At 42.0% G+C, this 23,364-nt stretch carries 19 protein-coding genes; 8 read left to right on the top strand and 11 right to left on the bottom strand.

The features are described 5' to 3' along the window. Positions 1-46: 46 nt before the first annotated feature. Entirely contained in the window at positions 47-349 is a 303-nt protein-coding gene (locus tag HMPREF9007_RS09070) for a GNAT family N-acetyltransferase (protein ID WP_008762283.1), read from the top strand. A 66-nt stretch (positions 350-415) separates the two neighbouring features. Then, entirely contained in the window at positions 416-583 is a 168-nt protein-coding gene (locus HMPREF9007_RS0125235) for a (4Fe-4S)-binding protein (RefSeq protein ID WP_008762282.1), read from the top strand. A gap of 73 nt (positions 584-656) precedes the next feature. On the opposite strand, the gene HMPREF9007_RS09075 is transcribed toward HMPREF9007_RS0125235, so the two are convergent. The 4 genes from HMPREF9007_RS09075 to mutY all read right to left on the bottom strand — a co-directional run bounded on the left by HMPREF9007_RS09075 (position 657) and on the right by mutY (position 4,452). Further along, positions 657-1,292, bottom strand: a complete 636-nt coding sequence (locus HMPREF9007_RS09075; RefSeq protein WP_008762281.1) for a 4'-phosphopantetheinyl transferase superfamily protein — start codon at positions 1,290-1,292, stop codon at positions 657-659. 65 nt (positions 1,293-1,357) lie between these two features. Next, positions 1,358-2,710: a gliding motility-associated protein GldE gene (locus HMPREF9007_RS09080; protein WP_008762280.1), complete on the bottom strand. Its 1,353-nt coding sequence runs from the start codon at positions 2,708-2,710 to the stop codon at positions 1,358-1,360. Positions 2,711-2,784: 74 nt separating this feature from the next. Further along, on the bottom strand, positions 2,785-3,261 hold the full coding sequence (ssb, locus tag HMPREF9007_RS09085) for a single-stranded DNA-binding protein (protein ID WP_008762279.1): 477 nt from the start codon (positions 3,259-3,261) through the stop codon (positions 2,785-2,787). A 144-nt stretch (positions 3,262-3,405) separates the two neighbouring features. Then, on the bottom strand, positions 3,406-4,452 hold the full coding sequence (mutY, locus tag HMPREF9007_RS09090; protein WP_008764802.1) for an A/G-specific adenine glycosylase: 1,047 nt from the start codon (positions 4,450-4,452) through the stop codon (positions 3,406-3,408). Positions 4,453-4,661: 209 nt separating this feature from the next. Between mutY and HMPREF9007_RS09095 the strand changes: the two genes are divergently transcribed. Then, entirely contained in the window at positions 4,662-4,937 is a 276-nt protein-coding gene (locus HMPREF9007_RS09095) for an HU family DNA-binding protein (protein ID WP_008762277.1), read from the top strand. A 281-nt stretch (positions 4,938-5,218) separates the two neighbouring features. Beyond that, the gene (locus tag HMPREF9007_RS09100; RefSeq protein WP_008762276.1) at positions 5,219-6,793 is read left to right on the top strand and encodes an Rne/Rng family ribonuclease; all 1,575 of its coding nucleotides are present in this window, start codon (positions 5,219-5,221) and stop codon (positions 6,791-6,793) included. A 327-nt stretch (positions 6,794-7,120) separates the two neighbouring features. On the opposite strand, the gene HMPREF9007_RS09105 is transcribed toward HMPREF9007_RS09100, so the two are convergent. From HMPREF9007_RS09105 to HMPREF9007_RS09145, 7 genes are all read right to left on the bottom strand, one after another. Beyond that, positions 7,121-8,212, bottom strand: a complete 1,092-nt coding sequence (locus HMPREF9007_RS09105) for an OmpA family protein (RefSeq protein WP_008762275.1) — start codon at positions 8,210-8,212, stop codon at positions 7,121-7,123. A 77-nt stretch (positions 8,213-8,289) separates the two neighbouring features. Then, positions 8,290-11,127 (bottom strand): hypothetical protein, encoded by a 2,838-nt coding sequence (locus HMPREF9007_RS09110; protein ID WP_008762274.1) that lies wholly within the window; start codon positions 11,125-11,127, stop codon positions 8,290-8,292. A 489-nt stretch (positions 11,128-11,616) separates the two neighbouring features. Further along, on the bottom strand, positions 11,617-12,555 hold the full coding sequence (locus HMPREF9007_RS09115; RefSeq protein WP_050547408.1) for a site-specific integrase: 939 nt from the start codon (positions 12,553-12,555) through the stop codon (positions 11,617-11,619). A gap of 627 nt (positions 12,556-13,182) precedes the next feature. After that, positions 13,183-14,271, bottom strand: a complete 1,089-nt coding sequence (locus HMPREF9007_RS09125) for an OmpA family protein (RefSeq protein ID WP_016267124.1) — start codon at positions 14,269-14,271, stop codon at positions 13,183-13,185. Between the two features lie 61 nt (positions 14,272-14,332). Then, positions 14,333-14,824: a hypothetical protein gene (locus tag HMPREF9007_RS09130; protein ID WP_008762270.1), complete on the bottom strand. Its 492-nt coding sequence runs from the start codon at positions 14,822-14,824 to the stop codon at positions 14,333-14,335. Positions 14,825-14,910: 86 nt separating this feature from the next. Then, on the bottom strand, positions 14,911-18,081 hold the full coding sequence (locus HMPREF9007_RS09135) for a hypothetical protein (RefSeq protein ID WP_008762269.1): 3,171 nt from the start codon (positions 18,079-18,081) through the stop codon (positions 14,911-14,913). 493 nt (positions 18,082-18,574) lie between these two features. Beyond that, positions 18,575-19,513 (bottom strand): site-specific integrase, encoded by a 939-nt coding sequence (locus tag HMPREF9007_RS09145; protein WP_032813730.1) that lies wholly within the window; start codon positions 19,511-19,513, stop codon positions 18,575-18,577. Positions 19,514-19,889: 376 nt separating this feature from the next. On the opposite strand from HMPREF9007_RS09145, the gene HMPREF9007_RS09150 reads away from it, so the two are divergent. The 4 genes from HMPREF9007_RS09150 (at position 19,890) to HMPREF9007_RS09165 (ending at position 23,330) form a co-directional block, all read left to right on the top strand. Continuing rightward, entirely contained in the window at positions 19,890-20,189 is a 300-nt protein-coding gene (locus HMPREF9007_RS09150) for a DUF4248 domain-containing protein (protein ID WP_008762266.1), read from the top strand. A 442-nt stretch (positions 20,190-20,631) separates the two neighbouring features. Further along, positions 20,632-21,270, top strand: a complete 639-nt coding sequence (locus HMPREF9007_RS09155; protein WP_008762265.1) for a hypothetical protein — start codon at positions 20,632-20,634, stop codon at positions 21,268-21,270. Further along, on the top strand, positions 21,260-22,639 hold the full coding sequence (gene dnaB, locus HMPREF9007_RS09160; RefSeq protein ID WP_032850566.1) for a replicative DNA helicase: 1,380 nt from the start codon (positions 21,260-21,262) through the stop codon (positions 22,637-22,639). The genes HMPREF9007_RS09155 and dnaB overlap by 11 nt, the downstream gene beginning before the upstream one ends. 178 nt (positions 22,640-22,817) lie before the next feature. Beyond that, the gene (locus HMPREF9007_RS09165; protein ID WP_008762263.1) at positions 22,818-23,330 is read left to right on the top strand and encodes an HU family DNA-binding protein; all 513 of its coding nucleotides are present in this window, start codon (positions 22,818-22,820) and stop codon (positions 23,328-23,330) included. The last annotated feature ends 34 nt before the right edge of the window (positions 23,331-23,364 follow it).

The raw sequence follows: 23,364 nt of genomic DNA, 5'->3' as shown, positions 1-23,364 counted from the left end.
CAATCCTCAAGTGTTTATATTATAATCAAACTTAATACGTAAAGTTATGGCAGAAGATTATAAATTAATCGATAATGAGGAGAAACATCGGTATGAATTTCAGATCGATGACAAGATAGCCCAGATAGACTATATCAAATCAAATAATGGAGAAATCTATCTTGTACATACCGAAGTCCCCGCTTCCCTTGGAGGAAGAGGAGTCGGTTCACAGCTTGCAGAAAAGACATTGGCGGATATCGAACGACAAGGTTTACGCTTAGTTCCACTTTGTCCGTTTGTAGCCGGATACATTCATAAACATCCGGAATGGAAGAGAATTGTAATGCGTGGCATTCATATTAAATAAGTATAGATATGGGAAAAAAAAGTTGAATATACCAATGGCGAACTAACCATTGTATGGCAGCCGGAAATGTGCCAGCATGCAGGAATCTGCGTAAAAATGTTACCCAATGTTTACCACCCGAAAGAGAGGCCGTGGGTACAAATCGAGAATGCTACAACGGAAGAGCTAATTGCACAAATCAGTAAATGTCCATCGGGAGCATTAAGTTACAGACTGAACAAGAAAGATAAGTAACCAAAGATAAGCGGTGAATAATTGGTGGACTATTCCACTCATTATTCACCGCTTATCAATATGCAGATATGCTTCAAATAGTGACAATCCACGTCAAAACAAAGTCCGGACAAATACGATAACCGACGGTGAACAATTGCTGCCGTTCCGTTGCATACTCCCGCACCTGGAATCCCCCTTCGCTCTGAGGAATGAAATGTGATAAACAAAGTTTCCGAAGATCAGCATCAGCATTTTCCATTGATTTGAAGATTGTCTCCTTTGCCGACCAATGCAACAGCATACTCCAAGTCTCATCTCCCTGATAAGGTTCTACTCGCTCGTCGGAACGGATAAAACGATCGTACACTCTTTTCACACGCTGTCCATATTGCTCAATATCAATGCCTACAGGAGCTACGGAACTAAGTATCACAGCTACATACCCCTTTGTATGAGAAATACTGATAAAAGAAGAATTGTCTGTCAAATGCGGCTTTCCTTCCGATGAATATCCTATCTCTTTATCTTCCTGCAACATGGAATATAGCAGCACACGGACAGACAACCATTCCAGTTTCCTTCGGTCCGAAGTAAAACGCTGCATTTCCTGCTCACAAGAAACTCTTCTGGCATCGGGCAGAAGACTAAACAGTGTATCCAAAGATTCCTCCATCTTCCAGACAGCCCACTGCATATCAACCGTCTTATGTTGCAGAAATAATCCCATCGTTTTTGGTTTATAATTTCTTCTCCGATTATAGTTTCTCCGCCCGAACAGGCCTTATCTACTCATCACTCCTTACTCTCCGACTCATCCATCTCCTTCGGAAGAATCGTGAACTTAACCTTCAGAATACGGCGGCTATCCATCTCCAGCACCTCAAACTCATAATTGTGATAAGTCACCTTCTCATGCAATGCCGGAAACTCACCTTTTATTTCGAGCAGCATGCCTGCCAGCGTATCAGCGTCACCTACTACCTTTTCAAATTCATCTTCATCGACTTTCGCAATCTTATAGAAGTCAGTCAACTGTGTCTTTGCTTCAAATATCCATGTATGATCGTTCAGCACAACATATGTGCGCTCTTCATCGTCATATTCATCATGAATCTCGCCTACGATTTCTTCGATAATATCCTCCATTGTCACCAGTCCGGAAGTACCTCCAAACTCATCCACCACAATGGCAATATGTATCTTATTCGCTTGAAAATCACGAAGCAGATCATCAATCATCTTCGTCTCCGGCACAAAATAAGCAGGGCGGATCAATGATTGCCAACGGAAATTATCTCCCTTATTGACATGTGGCAGAAGGTCCTTGATATATAGCACACCCTTGATATTATCCCGCGAACCGGAATAAATAGGGATACGTGAATAAGCATTTTCAATGATACACTGCATCACTTCTTTGAAAGGGGTACGGACATCCAGATCGACCATATCAAGACGAGATGTCATCACCTCTTTCACAGTCTCACCACCGAAGCGGATAATTCCTTCCAAAATATTATTTTCCTCAGAAATTTCAGCTTTGTCCGTCAATTCCAATGCATGAGAAAGTTCATCCACAGAAATATTATGATTCTTCTTGGCAAAGTGCTTATTCAGAAAAGTGGTAGAACGCACCAGCATAGAAGCAACCGGATGAAACAGTTTTTCCAGAAAATAGATGCCCGGAGCGGAGAAACGGCAAAATGCCAATGTCTTTTGTGCTGAATAAATCTTCGGCATGATCTCTCCAAACAACAATAACAGGAAAGTCAGGATTACAGTCAGTATAATGAACTCCGCCAAGGGAGAATGAAACACGAATACATTCATGAAGAAGAAGTTGCAGAGCATGATAATGGTCACATTCACAAAATTGTTAGTGATCAGTATCGTAGCCAGAAGCCGTTCGGAATCTCCAAGGAGTGCGCTGATCTTTTCGTCAGCAGGATGATTGTGTTCGTCAATATCATTCAAGTCCGAAGGAGAGAGTGAGAAAAAAGCTATTTCAGAAGCCGAAGCAAAGCCGGAAGCAAGCAGGAGCACACCTGCCAGTACTATGGCGATAATAGCAGAGATTGAAGGAGTGTTTACGGTAATACCGTTGAAAATTTCAGCCAATTGGCTTAAATAACCATCTGAGTCCAAAGAGTATGTATTTTAGTTAAACAAAAGATAATGTGCCAATCAGCCATCAGCCTATTGACACATTATCACAGTATCTAAAACGGCAAGTCATCTGCCGGATTATCTTGTATCGGCTGTGCCTGTGACGGCTGCGCCTGTTGTTGCGGCTGTTGCATCTGCTGCGGCTGCTGAGCCTGTGTTGCAGATGGTTGAGGAGCTCCCGCACCTGTATTAGCCCCTTTCGGAGACAACATTTCCATATTGTCCACAAAAATCTCAGTGATATAACGCATAGCGCCCGACTGATCACTATATGAACGGGTTCTTATTTTCCCCTCTAGATACAGTTTGTCACCTTTGTGCACATATTTGTCCACAATCTCAGCCAAACGGTTGGATGCAACAATATTATGCCATTCCGTTCTTTCGGGAATCTGGGTTCCATTGGCCAATGTATAGCCACGATCAGTAGTAGCCAAAGGGAAAGTTGCCACTGCCGAACCTGTATCGAAATATTTCACCCTAGGATCTTGTCCTACGTTTCCTATCAATATCACTTTATTTACTGACATACATGTATCAAGTTTATGATTCTATTATTTAAATCTGCTGCCAAAATTAAACAGAATAACAATAGTATGCAAGTATTTTAAGTAATAAGTAGGTAATAAGTAATAGGTAATAGGTATTAACCATTCGGTTTATAGCGCAGCTTATTACCTATTACTTATTACCTGAATTAAGGTCTGCACCAACTTGGAAATCGCATACTTGTCCAATTCCTCCAATCGTATTCTCTGAAAGTTAGCGAAGGACTTCGTGTCTTCGGGCAAAGCCACTTCATACAGGTTGGCATAGATGACCCGATGTGACAACACGTGCTTCACACCCCGGCAGACTAAGCGTATCACCGGATTCTCACCCGATGCTATTAATGACCTAAATTCCGGCAATGCAAGAAACTCCTCTTCGGACAAAGCAACCGGAGTTTCTATCAGTGGCAGTTCAAACAAGTTCTTCCATATATCGTTTGCCGTCCGCTTATTTATATAGGTATGCGCGCCCGCACGTACATAGATATAATTAAAGTAACGGTTCGTCGTCTTTGTCTTGTGTTGTTTCACCGGAAGCTGAGTCACCCTTCCTGTTGAAAGTGCCGAACAACTATCCGCCAACGGGCAAAACAAACAATCGGGTGACTGTGGAGTACACTGTATCGCTCCGAAGTCCATAATACCCTGATTATAAAGAGCCGGCTGTTTCTTATCCAGCATTTCATCCGCCAGAGCAGCAAACAGTTTCTTTCCTTCCGTCGAGTCAATCGGAGTATCAATGCCGAAATAACGGGAAAGTACCCGATACACATTTCCGTCTACCACCGCATAAGGCATACCGTAGGCAAAAGAACAGATAGCTGCCGCCGTATACTCCCCTACTCCTTTCAGCGCCAGCACTTCGGGGTATGTTTCCGGAAAAACTCCATTCATACTTTTGGCCGCAGCATGCAGGTTGCGGGCACGAGAATAATATCCCAGTCCCTGCCAGTATTTCATCACCTCATCCTCGTCAGCGTCTGCCAATGCCTTCACATCAGGAAAACGTTTGATAAACCGGAGAAAGTAATCATATCCCTGCGCCACCCGTGTCTGCTGGAGAATAATCTCCGATATCCAGATCCGATACGGGTCCGACGATTCTCTCCAAGGCAAATCACGCTTGTATTCTTTATACCATTCAACTATAGCCTCACTAAAAATATTCATTCCTGATTTCGATCTATCATCTAACATTTATCTCGTATATACTATCCAAAAGCAGTACAAAAGTAACTCTTTTGTCTCTAAGAAAACTTAATGCCTCCACTTTTTTAGAAAAATGTGCAGAATATATTTTTTTAGGAGACCAAAAAGCTATATATTTGCAGTCCAAAAAATTAGCAAGAACCTAGTAATAATATTTTTTTTAAGGAAAAATGACTAAAGCAGATATTGTAAACGAGATTACAAAGAAAACCGGTATTGATAAGACAACAGTTCTTACAACAGTTGAAGCATTTATGGAAGCTGTTAAAGACTCATTGTCTAACGATGAGAATGTATACCTTCGCGGGTTTGGTAGCTTCGTAGTTAAGAAAAGAGCTCAAAAGACAGCTCGTAATATTTCTAAGAATACTACTATCATCATTCCAGAGCACAACATTCCGGCCTTCAAACCGGCTAAGACATTTACAATTTCAGTAAAGAAATAATAAACAAGAGTATTAACCCATAAAATGTGAAGCTATGCCAAGCGGAAAAAAGAAAAAAGACATAAAATGTCTACGCACAAGCGTAAAAAAAGACTAAGAAAGAACAGACATAAAAGCAAAAAATAATTTTTAAGTCTGATCAAACAGAATAAAGAACAAACTTGCGAAGCTACATGTCTTTCAAGTTTGTTCTTTGTTTAAGTAGCTAACCCTAAATGAACATTTTGTCAAAAAAGTTGTTCATATAAATGAGATTCAATCAATAATAAGAAAGCAAAACAGTGACAAGTGAAATTGTAATAGACGTACAGCCCAAAGAGGTCTCCATCGCCCTTCTCGAAGACAAGAGTCTGGTGGAACTTCAAAGCGAAGGAAGAAACATTTCTTTCTCAGTGGGCAATATGTATTTGGGACGTATCAAGAAATTGATGCCCGGACTGAATGCATGCTTTGTAGACGTCGGTTACGAGAAAGACGCTTTTCTTCATTATCTTGACCTGGGTCCTCAATTTAACTCACTCGAAAAGTTTGTAAAGCAGACTTTAAGCGACAAAAAGAAGCTGAACTCCATCAGTAAAGCAACCCTACTTCCTGACCTGGACAAGGATGGCACAGTGGCCAATACATTAAAGGTCGGACAAGAAGTGGTGGTGCAAATCGTTAAGGAGCCTATCTCTACCAAGGGACCACGACTGACATCCGAAATTTCGTTTGCCGGACGCTATCTGGTACTGATCCCTTTTAATGATAAGGTTTCCGTTTCGCAAAAGATTAAATCGAGCGAAGAACGTGCCCGCCTGAAACAACTGTTGATGAGCATCAAACCGAAAAACTTCGGTGTGATTGTCCGCACAGTGGCCGAAGGCAAACGCGTGGCCGAACTCGACGGAGAGCTTAAAGTCCTGATCAAGCATTGGGAAGATGCAATGGCGAAAGTACAGAAAGCCACCAAGTATCCGACGTTGATTTATGAAGAGACCAGCCGCGCCGTAGGTTTGTTGCGCGACCTCTTCAACCCTTCTTTTGAGAATATTCACGTCAACGACGAGGCTGTGTACAATGAAATCAAAGACTACGTGACACTGATCGCACCCGACCGGGCAAACATCGTGAAACTGTACAAAGGCCAGCTTCCCATTTACGACAATTTCGGTATCACCAAGCAGATTAAATCATCGTTTGGTAAAACAGTCTCTTACAAGAGTGGTGCCTATCTGATTATTGAGCACACTGAGGCGCTTCACGTAGTAGACGTGAACAGCGGTAACCGCACCAAGAATGCCAACGGGCAGGAAGGTAACGCACTCGAAGTAAATCTGGGAGCCGCCGACGAACTGGCTCGCCAACTACGATTAAGAGATATGGGTGGTATCATCGTCGTGGACTTCATCGATATGAATGAAGCCGAAAACCGTCAGAAGCTTTATGAACGAATGTGTGCCAACATGCAGAAAGACAGGGCACGGCATAATATTCTGCCGCTCAGCAAATTCGGGCTGATGCAGATTACACGCCAACGCGTGCGTCCGGCAATGGACGTCAACACGACCGAAATCTGCCCTACCTGCTTCGGAAAAGGTACTATCAAATCGTCCATTCTCTTTACGGACACTTTAGAGAGTAAAATTGATTATCTGGTCAACAAACTGAAGGTAAAGAAATTCTCGTTACACGTCCATCCGTATGTCGCCGCCTTCATCAATCAGGGACTCGTTTCCCTCAGACGGAAGTGGCAGATGAAATACGGATTCGGTATCAAGATCATTCCAAGTCAGAAACTCGCTTTCCTGCAATATGTGTTCTACGATACACATGGAGAGGAAATCGATATGAAGGAGGAAATCGAGATTAAATAACAGAAAAGGCGGCCCATTCAGTATGAGTCGCCTTTTTGTATAAAAGAGGATGTCCGTGGGAAAAAGGGAGACATCCTCCAACAGGAAATAGGTAAGAGAAAGGAGTACTTTCGCAAGCACCACCTTTCCAACTATTCCCCAATGTAATCTTCACATTTAAGTGAAGAAAGGGTTATTATTGCAGAAGTACGGACTTTCACAAGTACGGACCTCTTAAGATTCTCAGAGAGAACGCCTTATATAAATGATATATATAAAGAAGTGGGGAAAACTCTCTCATGAGAAATAGGGAAATTTTAAATTCTTAATAGCCTTTGTGTGCCATATTTACTCAGCAATACAGATACTTACCCGATTTTCTTCAGGAGTATTATATGGCTGAACAGTATCACCTTTATAAGCAACTGTAATTCTATCGGCAGCAATACCTTTTGCTTTCAAAGCTTCCACTACATTATTCGCACGTTTTTCCGATAATTTGCTGTTGATTCTGGCATTACCAGTTCCTTTGTCTGCATATCCTGTCACGCTCACTTTAGCAGTAGCATTCTTCTCTAAATATTCTACCAGAGAAGCAATCTTGGCTTGCTGATCGTCCTGAATCTTTGCAGAGTTTATGGCAAAGAAAATATTCTGCTTCATCGGTTCAATCACCACTTCCTTTTTGGGTTGCGGCTTTTCTGCTACAGGAGTCGGTTTGGGTTGTTCCGTCACTACCGGTTCCGGTTCGTAATAGACCGGAGCGGTTTTAGTGTAGCTTTTACCCAGTCTGATACTTACACCGACAAGGGCATTCAGTTGCCAGTCACAGTTACCGGCCTTCTTGGAGTTGAACTTATCAGACAAGGCGTTGGCATTCGCTTCGATGTTAATAGACAAGCGGTCATTCAAACGAAGGTCGCAACCAAGACCGAAACGTCCGGCAACGAGAAACTTACCTTCCTGCCAGAGATATTCCATCTCATAAGTACGAGTATCGAGCGCATTTGCTTCGTCATTGTCAAAACCACGGTTCAGCCCTGCTCCGGCAAAAAGATAGCCATTGAACACACGCTTCGGATTGAAACCACAGAACAAAGTACTGATATCCGCCATGATGTCTACATTTCCTTGCAGATATTTATATTGGTAGGTCTGTTGCGGATTCACCCATCCCCCCTTTGCCTGCCAGCCACTTACACCAACACGTGCGCCGAATGCGGGAGCAAACTTATAACCGACATTAAGAGCTGCTGCCGGAGAAATAAGATCAGTGAATTTTGCTTCACCTACGGTATGGGCTGCTCCTATTTGTGCTTGAATGAACCAATGAGGTTTGAAAGAAATCTTTTCAGGTTCCTTGATACGCTGTTCCTGGGCGGAAATTGGCAATACACTGATAGCCATTATACCTATCAACAGTTTTCTTCTAATGCTCATAATTGATTAATTTACATTAAACATAAAGCGCCTCTCATTAGAGAGAAGCGCTTCATTATATTTAAGTTCAAAAAGAATTAGTTACCTAATGTCTTTTCAACCGGGATAATCACATAAGACTTAACTGTACCCCACTTGTAAGTGACAGTAACAGGTAATCTCAAGTTGAATGCACCGACAGCGTTACCATTGTTTGTATATGTAACGGTACCATAAGTATCCTTAGCAGGAGCTGCAGGAATAGGATTAACCGTAGTACCAGTTTGAGTAATTACCAGTTGTGAAGTAACCTCAGACAACTTCTTAGAATTGATATCGTTACCATTCAAGTCAGTAGTAATATTAGGTATATCAACTGTAATTAGCTCGATTCCATAATAACCGAAGTAGTTAGCTTTTACTGTTGTGCTGAATGCTTGGTTTCTCCAATCAGAGAAGCTCAACAGGTCGAGCATATTAACTGTAGAACCATTATCAACAGCATCTTGGAACTTACCTTCACCGGCAATTACATCAATCGGACGCAAGAAGTAAGCCATATATTCACCGTTAGTGATAGGCAACTCTAATGCACATTCACCGGTAGTTGCTTTAATGTTAATCCAAGCATAGAATCCGGCAGATGGAACTGAGTTGTGACTTGCAATATTCAACAGGTCTTTTGCAAAGTCTGTATTTTGATAAGTGACTACACCATCAGCATCAATCACTGCTACATTTTGAGTCGCAGCACCGGCAGTAGCTTTCAATGTCAAGCCATCATCACTAACTGATAATGTATATTCAGTACCGCTCAAACCTTTCTCTTTACGATTTACGTTCTTAGATGCAAAAATATACTTGTAAGCAGTAGCACCTGTGATAATAGGTTTGTTTCCTTCAAATGTGTTATCCAAATCAACTGCAAATGCACAGTCATCAGTCAGAGTACCCGGAACAACTACATTCAGACGAACGTAAGTCTTATTAGCATCCCAGTATTCAGCGATCTTATTAGAAGCAGGAATTGTAACAGCGGCAATTGCATTAACCTTAGTAGACAATGTGATAGTTACATCGCTGTAAGAATCTTCATAACCAGCTTTCGGTTTGTAAGTTACAACAGCCTTCAATGAGCCAACATCAGAAGTCTTCGCCAAAGCTAACTTCATATCGGCCTGAGAAATAGTCCACTTCAACAAGTCAGTTTGTGTAACTTCTCCAGCATCGGCAACCTCAGTAACCACACCATCGCCGGTATACAACGGATTGGCAGCTTCATAGATAGTCTTGAACATCTTATAGTCCATACCCAACTTGTTATAAACCTTCACATTCATTTGTTCAACTGTCAATGCGAATACTTTATCATCACATTGGTTAGTGAATGGATCAAATGTGAACGGAGCGTCAATAGCAGGAGCCTTATCTTTAGTGATCATCACTTTAATCCAACCTGTGCTGACCACTTTATTATTAGCTTTCGTATCCAACAGCTGAACACGTACCAATGGCTGACGACCTACGGCAGCATACGGAGTAGCTGTTTCATTAAACAATTTCGGATACAAAACCGAACCTGTCAATCTAGCGAAATCACTTTGGTTAGTCTGATTAGTACCATCAATATAAGCACACAAATGGAAATCATACTTCAAGCCTAATTTTGCCAGTTCCGCAGCAGACATAGTCAAATCTGTTTTATTAGCAGCCACGTCATCATAACAAGTAATAACTTTGTCAGCAAGATCGATACCGGTAGTTGAGTTATAAGCAACTTCATAGTCTGCGTCAGCCTTGATAGCATCATCTGCCTTACCAGAGGTTGTTCCATACAAGTGATGTTGTGCAGCAGCTGCAGCTTTTTTAGCCTTGTCACCCAAAATCACGTTTTCATAATCTGTTGCGTAGATAGCTCTATACTCATCAGTAATTGTATTACCAGCTTCTGTTTCTACACGGATAGCCAAAACAGTAATCTTAGAACTTGAGATAGCTTCAATCAACTCAGTAGTAGCCTTGAAGTAAACAGTCAAAACACCGTCTTTTACTTCATAGCTTTCAACTTCCGGATTAGAAGCAGCTGCTCTAGTTTTATTAATATACTCTTTATCTGCAGAAAGTACAGTGATCTTCTTAATCTGTTCTTTAGTTGCACTTGACGGATTCAGATAATAAGTACCCGCAATAACCGGACGAACATAAGAATTTGTAGTAGCTTTTTCCCATACTTCACCAGTAGCAGTAGCCGGATTACAGCTAGTGGTTTCACCCCAAGCTTTGTAAACGACTTTCAAAGCCTTCATTGAAGGAACGCCTCCCAGATAAGCATCCGGTTCGAAGCCAAAGCTTGTAATAGGCAACACATCACAGATCATCAAATTAACAGGTTCTGCATTACCATATTTAATAGCCCAGCCATAAGTTACGCCATCTGTAGTCATTTCTGTGATAGTCAGCGTACCTTGCTTAGGTATTGTAACCCCGGTAGCAACACCGTCATATTTTACAACGCCATCTTCACCAACAGTCAATTTGGTAGCATCAAACTTGGTATCAGTGTCAGTATCTGTAAAAGTAATAGTCTTAGTCTGTTTATTACCTTTGTCATCGGTCAAAGTAATAGTAGCTTTATTACCATCCTGAGATACATCCAAAGTGTACGTAGTATTCGTATCGTTATCAGGGATCGTATAAGTAGTAGGAGTCCCCGATTGATCTGTTACTGTCAATACACCATTAGCAAAGGATACCGATTTCACATAAGCCAATGCTCCGAACTTGGTATTCAAGTCAGCTAATGTTTTTTCGACTGCATCCACACGTTCGCTCAGACCATTGATGTCGTCATCGTAGTCTTTACAAGATGTAAATGTGCCCGTCGAAGACGCTAATAACGCTCCAAACAGGACTGCATTTAAAAACTTTTTGTTCATAATAAAAAACTTTTAATTTATAAATTAAATAATAAAAATATAATCTCTCGATGTCGATTCAATAATCCCATGTGTTGTCCCCATTCATTTTTAGTGTAACCTCCTTTCTTTTTTGTTTTACCTGTGTCCATGCTCCATAGAGGATGAACAAGAAACTTACTCCCAATACTTTTTGCCCGTTACTTCATAGGTAACGGGCAAACCTTTGTCCTGGCTCTCATGAAGCCTTCTTTATGAAAAACTGTATGATTTAGTAATGAAACTTATTTACCCCTGCTTCAAAGAGGAGGCAGAGGGGAGGGAAATCTTTGAATATAATTAGAAGGTTATAAAGGTCTAATAAAAAGAAATCCGCCGTTTTATCGTGTTATTTCTCTTTTTTTAGTAGTTTATCAGAAAAAATATCTTTTTTGTTTGCATGTTTTCCAAAATATCTCCATCTTTGCAACGCTGTTTAGCTCCGTTACCTATGAAGTAACAGGCTTAAATTCAACACATTGCTATTGGAATTGAGCGCTTTATAAAATCCACCACCTTTTTATTGGCTTCATCTATTTTCTTATTCCGGAAAGGTTTGAGATACGTCTCGGTCACTGTGATCGAAGAGTGTCCCATAGCTTCAGAAATAACGCCCGGGTGAATTTCACAATAGTAAGCTGTCGTTGCCCATGTATGGCGGGCAGTATACGAACTAAGTTTATCCCCCAGTCCTAACATTTCACCTAGCAACATCAGTTGTCTATTGAAATTGCGGAGTGCCAACTGGTATTCATGATAAGCCTCCTTCGTCCCTTCCCGACTATTTAATAACGGAAATAAATAAGGAGATGACGTATCACGATTCATATACCTCTTTAATATAGCCATCGCTTCCGGAGTTAAAGTCACTGACAAAGGGCGCCCGGTCTTCCGCCTGCGGTAAGTAATCACATTGTCGTGCAAATCACTTTTACGCAAATAAGCAAGATCGACAAAAGGCAGACCACGGAGCAGAAACATCAAAACGAACAGTTCCTGCGTACGACGCATGTCAGATGTCACAGCGGACGACTGCGGCAATTTGGTGAATACTTTCTGTATGTCTTCGGTATCCAATGCACGCTTACGGTCCGCACGGGTGCCGGTATATACAGAACGAAACAAATGCGGTACATAAACAGCCCCACGACAATCTACCGCACGATTATAGACCGCACGAAATGTGCGTAAATAGGTGGAAACAGTGTTCCAGCTACATCCCCGGCCACGAAGGTGAATCTCGAAGCCTTTTATCCACTCTGGGGTTACTTCATTGAACGTAAAATCCCCTTTCCCACGATAAGCAATGATGGCATTGAGACTGCTACGATAAACGTGCGCAGTACCAAAGTTCCCCCCCATCTGTAGTCCCTTGGCTACTTGCTTCATAAATGCTACTACTTTTAACATTTTAATCACTATTAAATAAATTACGCGATAAATATAAGAGTATTTTCGTAACCGAAGCCACCCAATACACATATATTCATTGATTTTAGAGCTGTATGGACAGTATGTTAATCAATGTTCGATCTGTATAATAACAAAAAGAAGGTGTGTCAAAAGTAACTAAATTTCCCTCCTTCAGAAAGGAGGGGTGGCTGAAAGCCGGGGTGGTAGGTGTACTTCACAGCTGAAGATCAATAGCTTATATATTCACCTACCACCTCCCCCTACGGGTACTCCTCCTTCCTGAAGGAGGAGAGTTTAGTTACTTTTAACTTTTGATACACGTACCTTCAGATACAAAAAAAACAAAAGAGGATGCCTCCAGGGAAAAAAGGGCAGGCATCCTCCTTGGGGCAGAATAAGGTACACTTTCACAAGTATAATCTTATACTGTTACCCCCTGATACAATTTCCTCACATTCAAGTGAAGAAAGGGGTCTATTGTGGAAACACAGACTTTCACAAGCCCGCACTTCCTATTCATCTCATGTGAGGATTCTCGTACGAATACGAAAAATGTGGGAAAAAACACCTCACATGAGAATAGGGAATATCTTTTTTAAGAAAAGAGAGTTATAATCACAAATATTATTCCGCTATACAGATACATACACGGTTTTCTTCAGGTTTCTGATAAGGCTGCACCGTATCTCCCTTATAACCAATAACAATTCTATCAGCTGCCACTCCTTTAGCTTTCAACATCTCAATCACATTCTTTGCACGTTTTTCCGACAAAGTCATATTGATATTCGGGTTACCGGTTTCCTTATCAGCATATCCTGTCACACTTACCTTGGCGGCAGAATGTTTCTCCAGATATTCTACTAAAGAACTAATCTTGGCTTGCTGATCGTCCTGAATCTTTGCAGAGTTTAAGGCAAAGAAGATATTCTGCTTCAACGGTTCAATCACCACTTCCTTTTTGGGTTGCGGTTGTTCTACTACAGGAGCCGGTTTGGGTTGTTCCGTCACTACCGGTTCCGGTTCGTAATAGACCGGGGCGGTTTTAGTGTAGCTTTTACCCAGTCTGATACTTACACCGACAAGGGCATTCAGTTGCCAGTCACAGTTACCGGCCTTCTTGGAGTTGAACTTATCAGACAAGGCGTTGGCATTCGCTTCGATATTGATAGACAGGCGGTCGTTTAGGCGAAGGTCGCAACCAAGGCCGAAACGTCCGGCAACGAGGAACTTACCTTCCTGCCAGAGATATTCCATCTCATAAGTACGGGTATCGAGCGCATTTGCTTCGTCATTGTCAAAACCACGGTTCAGTCCTACTCCACCAAAAAGATAGCCGTTGAACACACGCTTCGGATGGAAGCCACAGAACAAAGTACTGAGATCCGCCATGATGTCTACATTCCCTTGCAGGTATTTATACTGATAGTTCTGACGTGGATTGACCCATCCCCCCTTTGCCTGCCAGCCACTTACACCGACACGTGCGCCGAATGCGGGAGCAAACTTGTAACCGACATTAAGAGCAGCTGCCGGAGAAATAAGATCAGTAAATTCTCCTTCACCTACAGTATGTGCAGCTCCTATTTGTGCTTGAATAAACCAATGAGGTTTAAATATCGTTTTACTTTCTTCTTTGATACGTTGCTCCTGCGCAAATGCTATTGTAGTACTCAACGCAAATACAGCAACTAATATTTTTTTTATATTCATAATCAAAACCTGTTTAAAAGTCTAAAAACCAATGACAACAGTACTCGTCACCATTCATCTACTACTTATCAGTAGCTTCCTTGGTAGCCTCTTTAACGGCAAGATACCAAACTCCGTCTATTTTCACCGGATTAAACATAAATCCAATTGTATTTGGCGTATGATCATCCGGACTAGTGTGCTTGAAAAACTCTATCTGAAACTTCACATCGTTATTATCCGTACTTGAAAAAGAATAATAATCCAATTTATAATCTACAACAGGAAAATACTTGAATTTTTTCCTCAGTTGTTGTTCCTTCTCAGCGGGAAGAGGTATCGCTTTTCCATCGCGCAAGATAAAAAGCATCTTCAGCGCTTCATCTATATTTCCGGCTTTCAATGTATCCATGCAACTGCGTGATATGGTAAGTACTTGCACCGTATCTTCAGCTGTCAACCCCATTAAGAATTCTTCTTTGGGAGTGAGCTGCTTCTTTTTTTCTCCGCATGAGAACAAGAAACAAGAAACGGCAACCAACACACATATATATAACAGATCTTTCTTTTTCATTCCGCCTTCAATTCTTATTGTGAAGGAGGGTGCACCAATGATCGGCGCACCCTCCTTATCAGTGTTTAGTAATGAAACCTTTACTATTAGTTACCCATTGTACTCTTAACTGTACAATCTACTGTAGTCTTCACAGTACCCCAAGTATAGGTGAACTCAACCGGGATGCGCAGTTCAAATGTTTGAACGTTGTTACCGTTGTTTACATACTTGATCTTACCCATAGCTGCAACAATTGCATCATATGTAGCTTGAGTACCCTTTGACTCTTGATTATAAGAAGAAAGATCTAAAGTAGCAGAAGTAACAGCATTACCATTTTGATCTGTCTGAGTCAATACGATTTTCTCTGTTTTGCTTGACAATAAAGTCTCTCCTAACTTGCCACCACTTAATGTAGTTGTAGCATCTGCTATTTTCACTTCTACCTTATTCAATCCGTAGAATGCATACAACCAGCTGTTTGAATAGTCAGTTCCATCTACGAACTTAACATTACGCCAATCCTGGAAGTTGAACAACTTAGCGATATCCAGAGTAGAACCATTAGCATGAGCATCAACGAATTCTCCACCATCTGTACCTACTGCGTCGATAGGACGGAGGAAGTATGCATTGTATGTATTGTTCGTCAAAGACATTGCAATGTTGCAAGGACTGTATGCACAAATACCGATCTTAGCAAAATGCTTAGCAGCACTATGGCTATATGCATTCAACAACTTCTTAGAAGTATCATTGTTTTCATAAGTAATCTTACCGGTGTTCTGATCGATTGTTGCAATAACAGTTCCATTAGCATACAACTTCGTATTAGTGAATACACCTGCATCTACTTTCAAAGCATGATCGATCATGTTCTGAGCTGTAGCTTTATATGAACCGCCTGTAATACAAGGTGCTGTAGCATTATCTACTGACAATGTATACTTAGTTCCATCAACAGTCAATACATTCTGATCAGCGTCGAAGTAATACTTATAACCTCCGGCAGCGCCGTTTTGATTTGCAAATATTACATCAGTATAAGAAGCAAAGTTTGCAGGAGGAGTAAATGTAGGCATACCCTTTTCCCATACCTGGTTCAAGTCAACTACATAATTCAATGTATTGCCGTTATCTTGCGGATAAGGAACATTCAGACGAGTATTCTGACCATCCTTAGCAACGTCACCGTCACTGTACCAGTAGTTAGTCAACTTAGTAACAACAGTTCCCTGAGGTTTAGCGACAGCTATCTGCAAAGGCATGTAGATAGGAGCATGAGATGTAGTATTCAGCTTGCTGACATATCTTACATAAATAGTAGCTGTATGACCTGCCATTTCATAAATACCAGACTGTTCTGCAGTAGTCAAAGTCCAGTGAAGAACTGTATTTGTTGTACCAGTTTCATCCACCTTTTCTTTCACTGTTCCAATAACCTGTGCAATCGCAGCCGGAACGAATGACTTACCATCGGCTGATTTAGCAAACTGTTTGGCTACACCACTATCATCTACATCGAATTCATATAAAGCATCGAATTCATCCTTAGACTGAACAGCTGCTTTTTCAAGCAATTGATAAGAAATCTCAGACCATGTCAAGATAGCATCAGCCTCATCACATCCAAAGTTGTGAGTGCCTTTGTCGAATACACTTGTAACGATATCATCAACCTGTTTTGCAATTTCAATCTTAATGAATCCAGCCAAGACAACGCGGCCATCCGCATCTGTCACACGTACTCTAACCAACGGGCGTTTTCCTACAGAAGATACACCTTGCTCGTTAAGAGTCTCACCGGCAGAGTTTACAATACGCGGAGTAAGTACACCTTCTTTAATAGTGTTTGCATCTGCATATTTACTGTCAGAAGTTACATTTTGACCTGATGTATATTGAATGAACGCGAAGTCATACTTCAAACCATACTTAGCTTCATCTCCATAAGCCCAAACTTTATGAGTACCATCATTTTTTGTTGCTTCAGGCTGACCTTCACGATTATAGTGAATTGTCAACAGATTCTTCAAATCAATAAAGCTATTATAAGCAACTGTCAAAGTAGGAGCATGTGTGATAGCACCTTCTACAGTCTTGAACAACTCGTCCGGATTAGCAGATTCCCGGCAATCTTCAGCAGCTAAAGTAGCATCATTAAATGCAATAGCCTGAGGAGTAACCTTAGAAGCATAAAGCAATGCGTAATCAGATGTTACAGTTGTATCTGCCTGAGCATCACTTTTTGCTTTAACAATTGCCTGCAAAGCCAAGATAGAACCTTCGCCTCCTTGTTTGATGTCTTTTCCTATTGCTCTGAGTCCTACCGGAAGGATACCTTCATCAGCAGGTTTCATGTCAGCAACTTCAGGAAGAGCCACTGAAGCACGAGAAGAAATCACTTCAACATCTCTGGATACAAAAGACAAATCTTCCTTACTTACTTTTGCACTAGACGGATTCAAGTGATAATTAATATATTCAATCGGATTATATTGAGCTCCGGTACCACCTGTATAGTTCCATTCTTTCGAATCAGTAATTACTTTACACAGAACTTTCTCTGCTTGCTCATCTTCCCATTGAGTAGTAGCTGCAGTGCTTCCTGCCTTATATGTATAATCCAAATAAGGATATTCGATAGCTTCGATACCGTCTACAAACAAATCAGATTTGAAAACAAGACCTTTCAGAGTCAATACGTCATTCAAAGCAAATGTAACAGCCTGATCTTTGTACTTAATCGTATAGCCGATAACAACGCCCTCAGCGTTTTTCTTATCTTCAATACTAAGAACTCCGTCACCAGGTATAGTTACACCAGTTTCCTTACCATCATACATTACTTTGCCTGTCGTAGGATCCACTGTCAATTTAGAAGGATCAAAAGCATCAGGAATGGTTGGAGTTGTAGGAGCATCCGGGAATGTAATAGTACCGGACGAAACAACTTCACCGTCTTTCAACAGCGAAATTTTACCTTCCTTATCCACACTAATTGAATAAGTCGGCAAATTCTGTCCGATAGTATAAGACACACTGTTGTTCTCTCCATCTACCACAGTCAATTTTCCCGTAGCCGGATCATAAGTAACAGACTTTACAAAAGACCCAACTTTGGCCTGTAAGTCTGAAAGACTTTTTGCGAGTTCATCGATTCTGCCGTTTACTGCATCGATGTCGTCGTCATAGTCTTTACAAGACGTAAATGTACCTGCAGAAGACGCCAACAGCGCCCCAAACACGACTACACTTAAAAACTTTTTGTTCATAATAAAAAAACTTTTAATTTATAAATTAAATAATAAAAATATAGTCTCGCATTGTTGATTTAAAACTCTCATGTGTTGTCCCCATTCATTTTCAGTATAACCTCCTTTTCTTTTTTGTTTTACTTGTGTTCATACTCCACAGGGGGATGAACAAGAAACTTACTCCCAATACTTTTTACCCGTTACTTTGTAGGTAACGGGAAAACCTTTGTACCTGCCCTGAGAGGGTAGATAATACTGAAAAATCATTTGTTGAATGCTGAAACATCTTTACCCCTGCTTCTAAGAGGCGGCAGAGGGGAGGGAAATCTATTATCTAAAATTAAAAGCTACAAAAGTTTAATGCTAAGAAATCCGCTGTTTTATCGTGTTATTTGTCTTTTTTTAGTTGTTTATCAGAAAAAATATCATTTTTGTTTGCATGTTTTCCAAAATATATCCATCTTTGCAACGCTATTCAGCTCCGTTACCTACAAAGTAACATCACTAATAATCAAGCTATTAATCCAGTAACTGTCCGTTTCACAAAATCCGTTACCAGTTGATTGGCTTCATCAATTTTCTTATTTCTAAAAGGTTTCAAATACGTCTCCGTTACCGTAATGGACGAATGCCCCATTGCTTCAGAAATAATACCCGGATGAATTTCGCAATAATAAGCTGTTGTTGCCCACGTATGGCGTGCCGTGTATGAGCTCAGCCTGTCGCCCAGCCCTAATAATTGCCCCAGCAACAACAGTTGCTGATTGAAGCTGCGCAATGCCAACTGGTATTCACGATACGCCTCCTTCGTCCCTTCACGGCTCTCCAAAAGAGAGAACAGATAAGGAGAAGAACTGTCACGGTTCATATACCTCTTTAATAAGACCATCGCTTCCCGAGTCAACGTTACTGACAGGGGACGACCGGTCTTCCGCCTGCGATAAGTGATCACATTGTCGTGCAAATCACTTTTACGCAAATAAGCAAGATCGACAAAAGGCAGACCACGGAGAAGAAACATCAGGACAAATAGTTCCTGCGTACGACGCATAGCAGGAGTCACGGCAGGAGACGAAGGTAATTTGGCAAAAACCTTCTGCATATCCTCATCACACAACGCCCGCTTACGGTCCGCACGCGTGCCGGTATATACAGAACGAAACAGATGCGGTACATAAACAGCCCCACGACAATCTACCGCACGATTATAGACCGCACGAAATGTGCGTAAATAAGTAGATACAGTATTCCAACTGCATCCACGGCCACGAAGGTGAATCTCGAAGCCTTTTAACCACTCAGGGGTTACCTCATGAAATGTAAAATCCCCTTTCCCACGATAAGCAATGATGGCATTGAGACTGCTACGGTAGACGTGCGCAGTACCAAAGTTTCCCTCCATCTGTAGTCCCTTGGCTACTTGCTTCATAAATGCTACTACTTTTAACATTTTAATCACTATTAAATAAATTACGCGATAAATATAAGGGTATTTTAGCATCTCTCCAAAATACCCTTCAGACATATACTCATTCATCAGCAGAATGATCCGACCAACAAATTTCGCCATGCGTCTGAGAGTAAAACAACAAAAAAAGAAACCGCTATGTTTTTTTTCATAAAATTTCCGCCACAAATAAATAGTTATTATAATCAACAAATATCCCTAATTACAAATTTAATTAAGCAGGTACATACATATAAATTTACAGATGTAAAAACAAAAATAAAACTAAATTATTTTATACTATTCAATCAATTTATTTTTCATAACTTTGCAGAAAATAAACCACAAACAATGGTTTATACAAACTAAATATAATAATATGATAAAAGTAGAAAAAGAAGTATCCAAAGATTACATCATCAAGGGATTTAAACATTTTACCCAATTAGCTACGGAATACTTTCAAGGACATTCGGACTGCAATGCAGCTAGAAAAAGGATGCGCGACACGATAGACGCCAACTTGCAGCTCAAAGCAGAGCTCACCGCAGCAAGCTACACCGAACATACGACTTTGCTAAGTCCGAAAATGCAGCAAATCATCTGGGCGCACTGGGGACCACCCATCATTTCACTGTCGGAAAACCACGCAAACGAGTCGGACAACAAACGAGTTTGAACGCCCAAAAAGCGAAAATCGAACTATATATTTTTAAATATATAATTTATTAGTTATCCCTTATTATGGTTCCGCCCTGCGTTTCAAAAGATTTTTCTCAACAGACATATTCCATTAAATGTCAGAAGATTACCTCACTCTCCAGAGTGTTCCGCTGTGCGTTCCACAAAAATGCCCTTTTTCCACCCTCCAAACAGAGGCTCCAAAATGACCGAACAGAGGCTTCGTTTACTATAAACAGAAGCTCTGTTCGCATCAAACGAAGCCTCTGTTTCACGATCTTCCTCCAACGTGTACCACACAAAAACAACACATGTCAAAAACAGCAATTTACGTCCACACAAGGAATATTACATCCCAACACGTCCAAACACGCACATCCGTTTAGGATTCCGGCAACGATCAACCTACTTTTGGACAAAATTTAAAAACAGAATATCATATGCAAAAAATGGATTGTCAAGCCATCGGATATGGCTACATCATTATCCCAAAAGCTCTGCTGAAAGAGCAACTTATAGACTGCAGCCCACATGAAGGAGAAATAGAAGCTTTTCTGAAGCTTCTTATAAAAGTCAACTACTCGGAAACAAAGCTCACCGACCATCAAAGACGCACCATCGTGTGCAAAAGAGGTGAAAGCCTGCACAGCTACCGCAGTTGGAGCGCCATTTTCCACTGGCCAACGAGCAGAACCTACCGCTTCATACAACAACTGAAAACAAACGGAATCATCGAAATCATTCCTCACAACGACACCACCGCCCTGCATATCCGAGTAGTCGACTACGAAAACTGGACAAATATCTCGACACTCCTCGGCGAGAAAAAAGAAAACACACAAAAAGCCAGCAACGAAAAGTTCCGCCTCTTCTGGGACGACTACCACAACATCCTGCAGCTCCCCAAAGAGAACATCGCCAAGGCGCAGCGTATCTGGAAAAAGCTGAGCGAAAAAGAACAGCAGCTCGCCATCGACCATATCGAAGAATATTATTATCATCAGACAAACATGAAATTCACGTTACATGCCTGCAGTTATTTATCCAATAAAGCCTTTCTGAATGAATATGAATACTGACAACAGAGTTTCTCCGCAGGCTCCGGAGATAGAAGAAGCCATACTGGGCGCCTGCCTGATAGAACAGGAAGCCATGCCGCTCGTAGCCGACACGCTGCGTCCGGAAATGTTCTACAGCATGCGTCACCAAGTGATCTACGCCGCCCTGCTGGCCATGTACCAGGCAGGAATGAAGATCGACATCCTCACCGTAAAAGAAGAGCTTGCCCACCGGGGCAAGCTCGAAGAAGCCGGCGGAGCATTCGGTATCACGCAACTGAGCAGCAAAGTAGCCACCTCGGCACACATCGAATATCACATGCAGATCGTACACGAGAAATACCTGCGGCGGGAAATGATACTGGGACTCAACAAACTCCTCGCCTGCTCCCTGGACGAAACAATGGACATAGCCGATACGCTGATAGATGCGCACAACCTGCTCGACCGCCTGGAAGGTGAATTCGGCCACAACGACCACATGCGCGACATGGACGCACTGATGACCGACACAATGGAAGAAGCCGAAAAGCGTATCGCCAAAAGCGTAAACGGAATCACCGGCATCCCCACCGGCCTGACGGACCTGAACCGCATGACGTCCGGACTGCAAAACGGAGAACTCATTGCCATCGCCGCACGCCCCTCGGTCGGAAAGACCGCCTTCGCCCTCCATCTGGCGCGGCAGGCTGCCATGCAGGGACATGCCGTCGCCGTCTACAGCCTTGAGATGCAAGGAGAACGACTTGCCGACCGCTGGCTGTTGTCCGCCAGCGACATCAACCCTTACCGCTGGCGCACAGGCATCCCTAACCCGCACGAAGTAGCGGAAGCGCACACCACTGCCGCAGAACTGGCACGGCTACCGATACACGTAGACGACAGCACATCGATCAGTATGGACCATGTACGTTCCAGTGCACGGCTCCTTAAAAGCAAGGATGCATGCGACCTGATCATCATCGACTACCTGCAACTTTGCGACATGAGCACCGGACAGAAGAACCGCAACCGTGAACAGGAAGTGGCACAAGCCAGCCGTAAGGCTAAATTGCTCGCCAAGGAACTGAACGTTCCCGTCGTATTGCTTTGCCAGCTAAACCGCGAATCGGAAGGCCGTCCCGGTGGTCGGCCGGAACTGTTCCATCTACGCGAAAGCGGCGCCATCGAGCAAGACGCGGATGTAGTAATGCTGCTCTACCGCCCTGCACTGGCACGGCTCACTACCGACCGGGAAAGCGGTTATCCGACCGAAGGACTGGGGGTAGTCATCGTAGCCAAACAACGCAATGGAGAGACAGGGAACGCATACTTCAGCCACAATCCTTCTCTAACGAAAATTACGGACTATACACCACCATTGGAAGTATTACTGAAACAAGCAAAATAAAAACAGAATCAAAACAATATTATATTACATAATATTATTTCTAATATTTTCCGATTTTATTTCATATTTACAATGAAATAAATGGCATAATGCTTGACTTCGCCTCTTATATTTCGTATATTTGTAATGTCATATAGAAACAAAATAATTATTACTTAAACCTTAACTTTTTAAATTTATGAATGTTTCAGTAGAACGCTATCAGCGAAGAAAGTACGTAAGTCAGGAGAATTCCCCGATGCTGTATTACGTACGTCAGAAATCGGGTACAGTAAGAGTGATGGACGTCGAAAAACTGGCAGATGCCATCGAAGCCAACTCTTCACTCACAGCAGGAGATGTAAAACATGCCATCGAAGCTTTTGTAGAGCAACTCCGCCTGTCACTCACCCAAGGTGACAAAGTGAAGATCGACGGTCTGGGTACGTTTCACATCACACTGTGCAGCGAGGGGACAGAGAAGGAAAAAGATTGCACGGTCCGAAGCATCCGCAAGGTGAATGTCCGGTTTGTAGCGGATAAAGCACTGCATCTGGTGAACGCAAGTCACACCAGCACACGAAGCGAAAACAACGTGGAATTCGTACTGGCAAGCAAAGGTGACACGGAAGGCGGAAATGCCGGCGGAGGAAACACCGGAGGCGGAGGAAATAGCGAAGGCGATGAAGAAGCTCCGGACCCGACAGTTTAACAGGACTTTTTTGGGAAAGAGCAGTACAAAACAC

The organism is Bacteroides sp. 1_1_14, assembly GCF_000162515.1.
Taxonomy (GTDB): domain Bacteria; phylum Bacteroidota; class Bacteroidia; order Bacteroidales; family Bacteroidaceae; genus Bacteroides; species Bacteroides thetaiotaomicron.
Note: the sequence above shows the minus strand (reverse complement) of the source record. Positions and strands in the feature narration are given on the sequence as shown.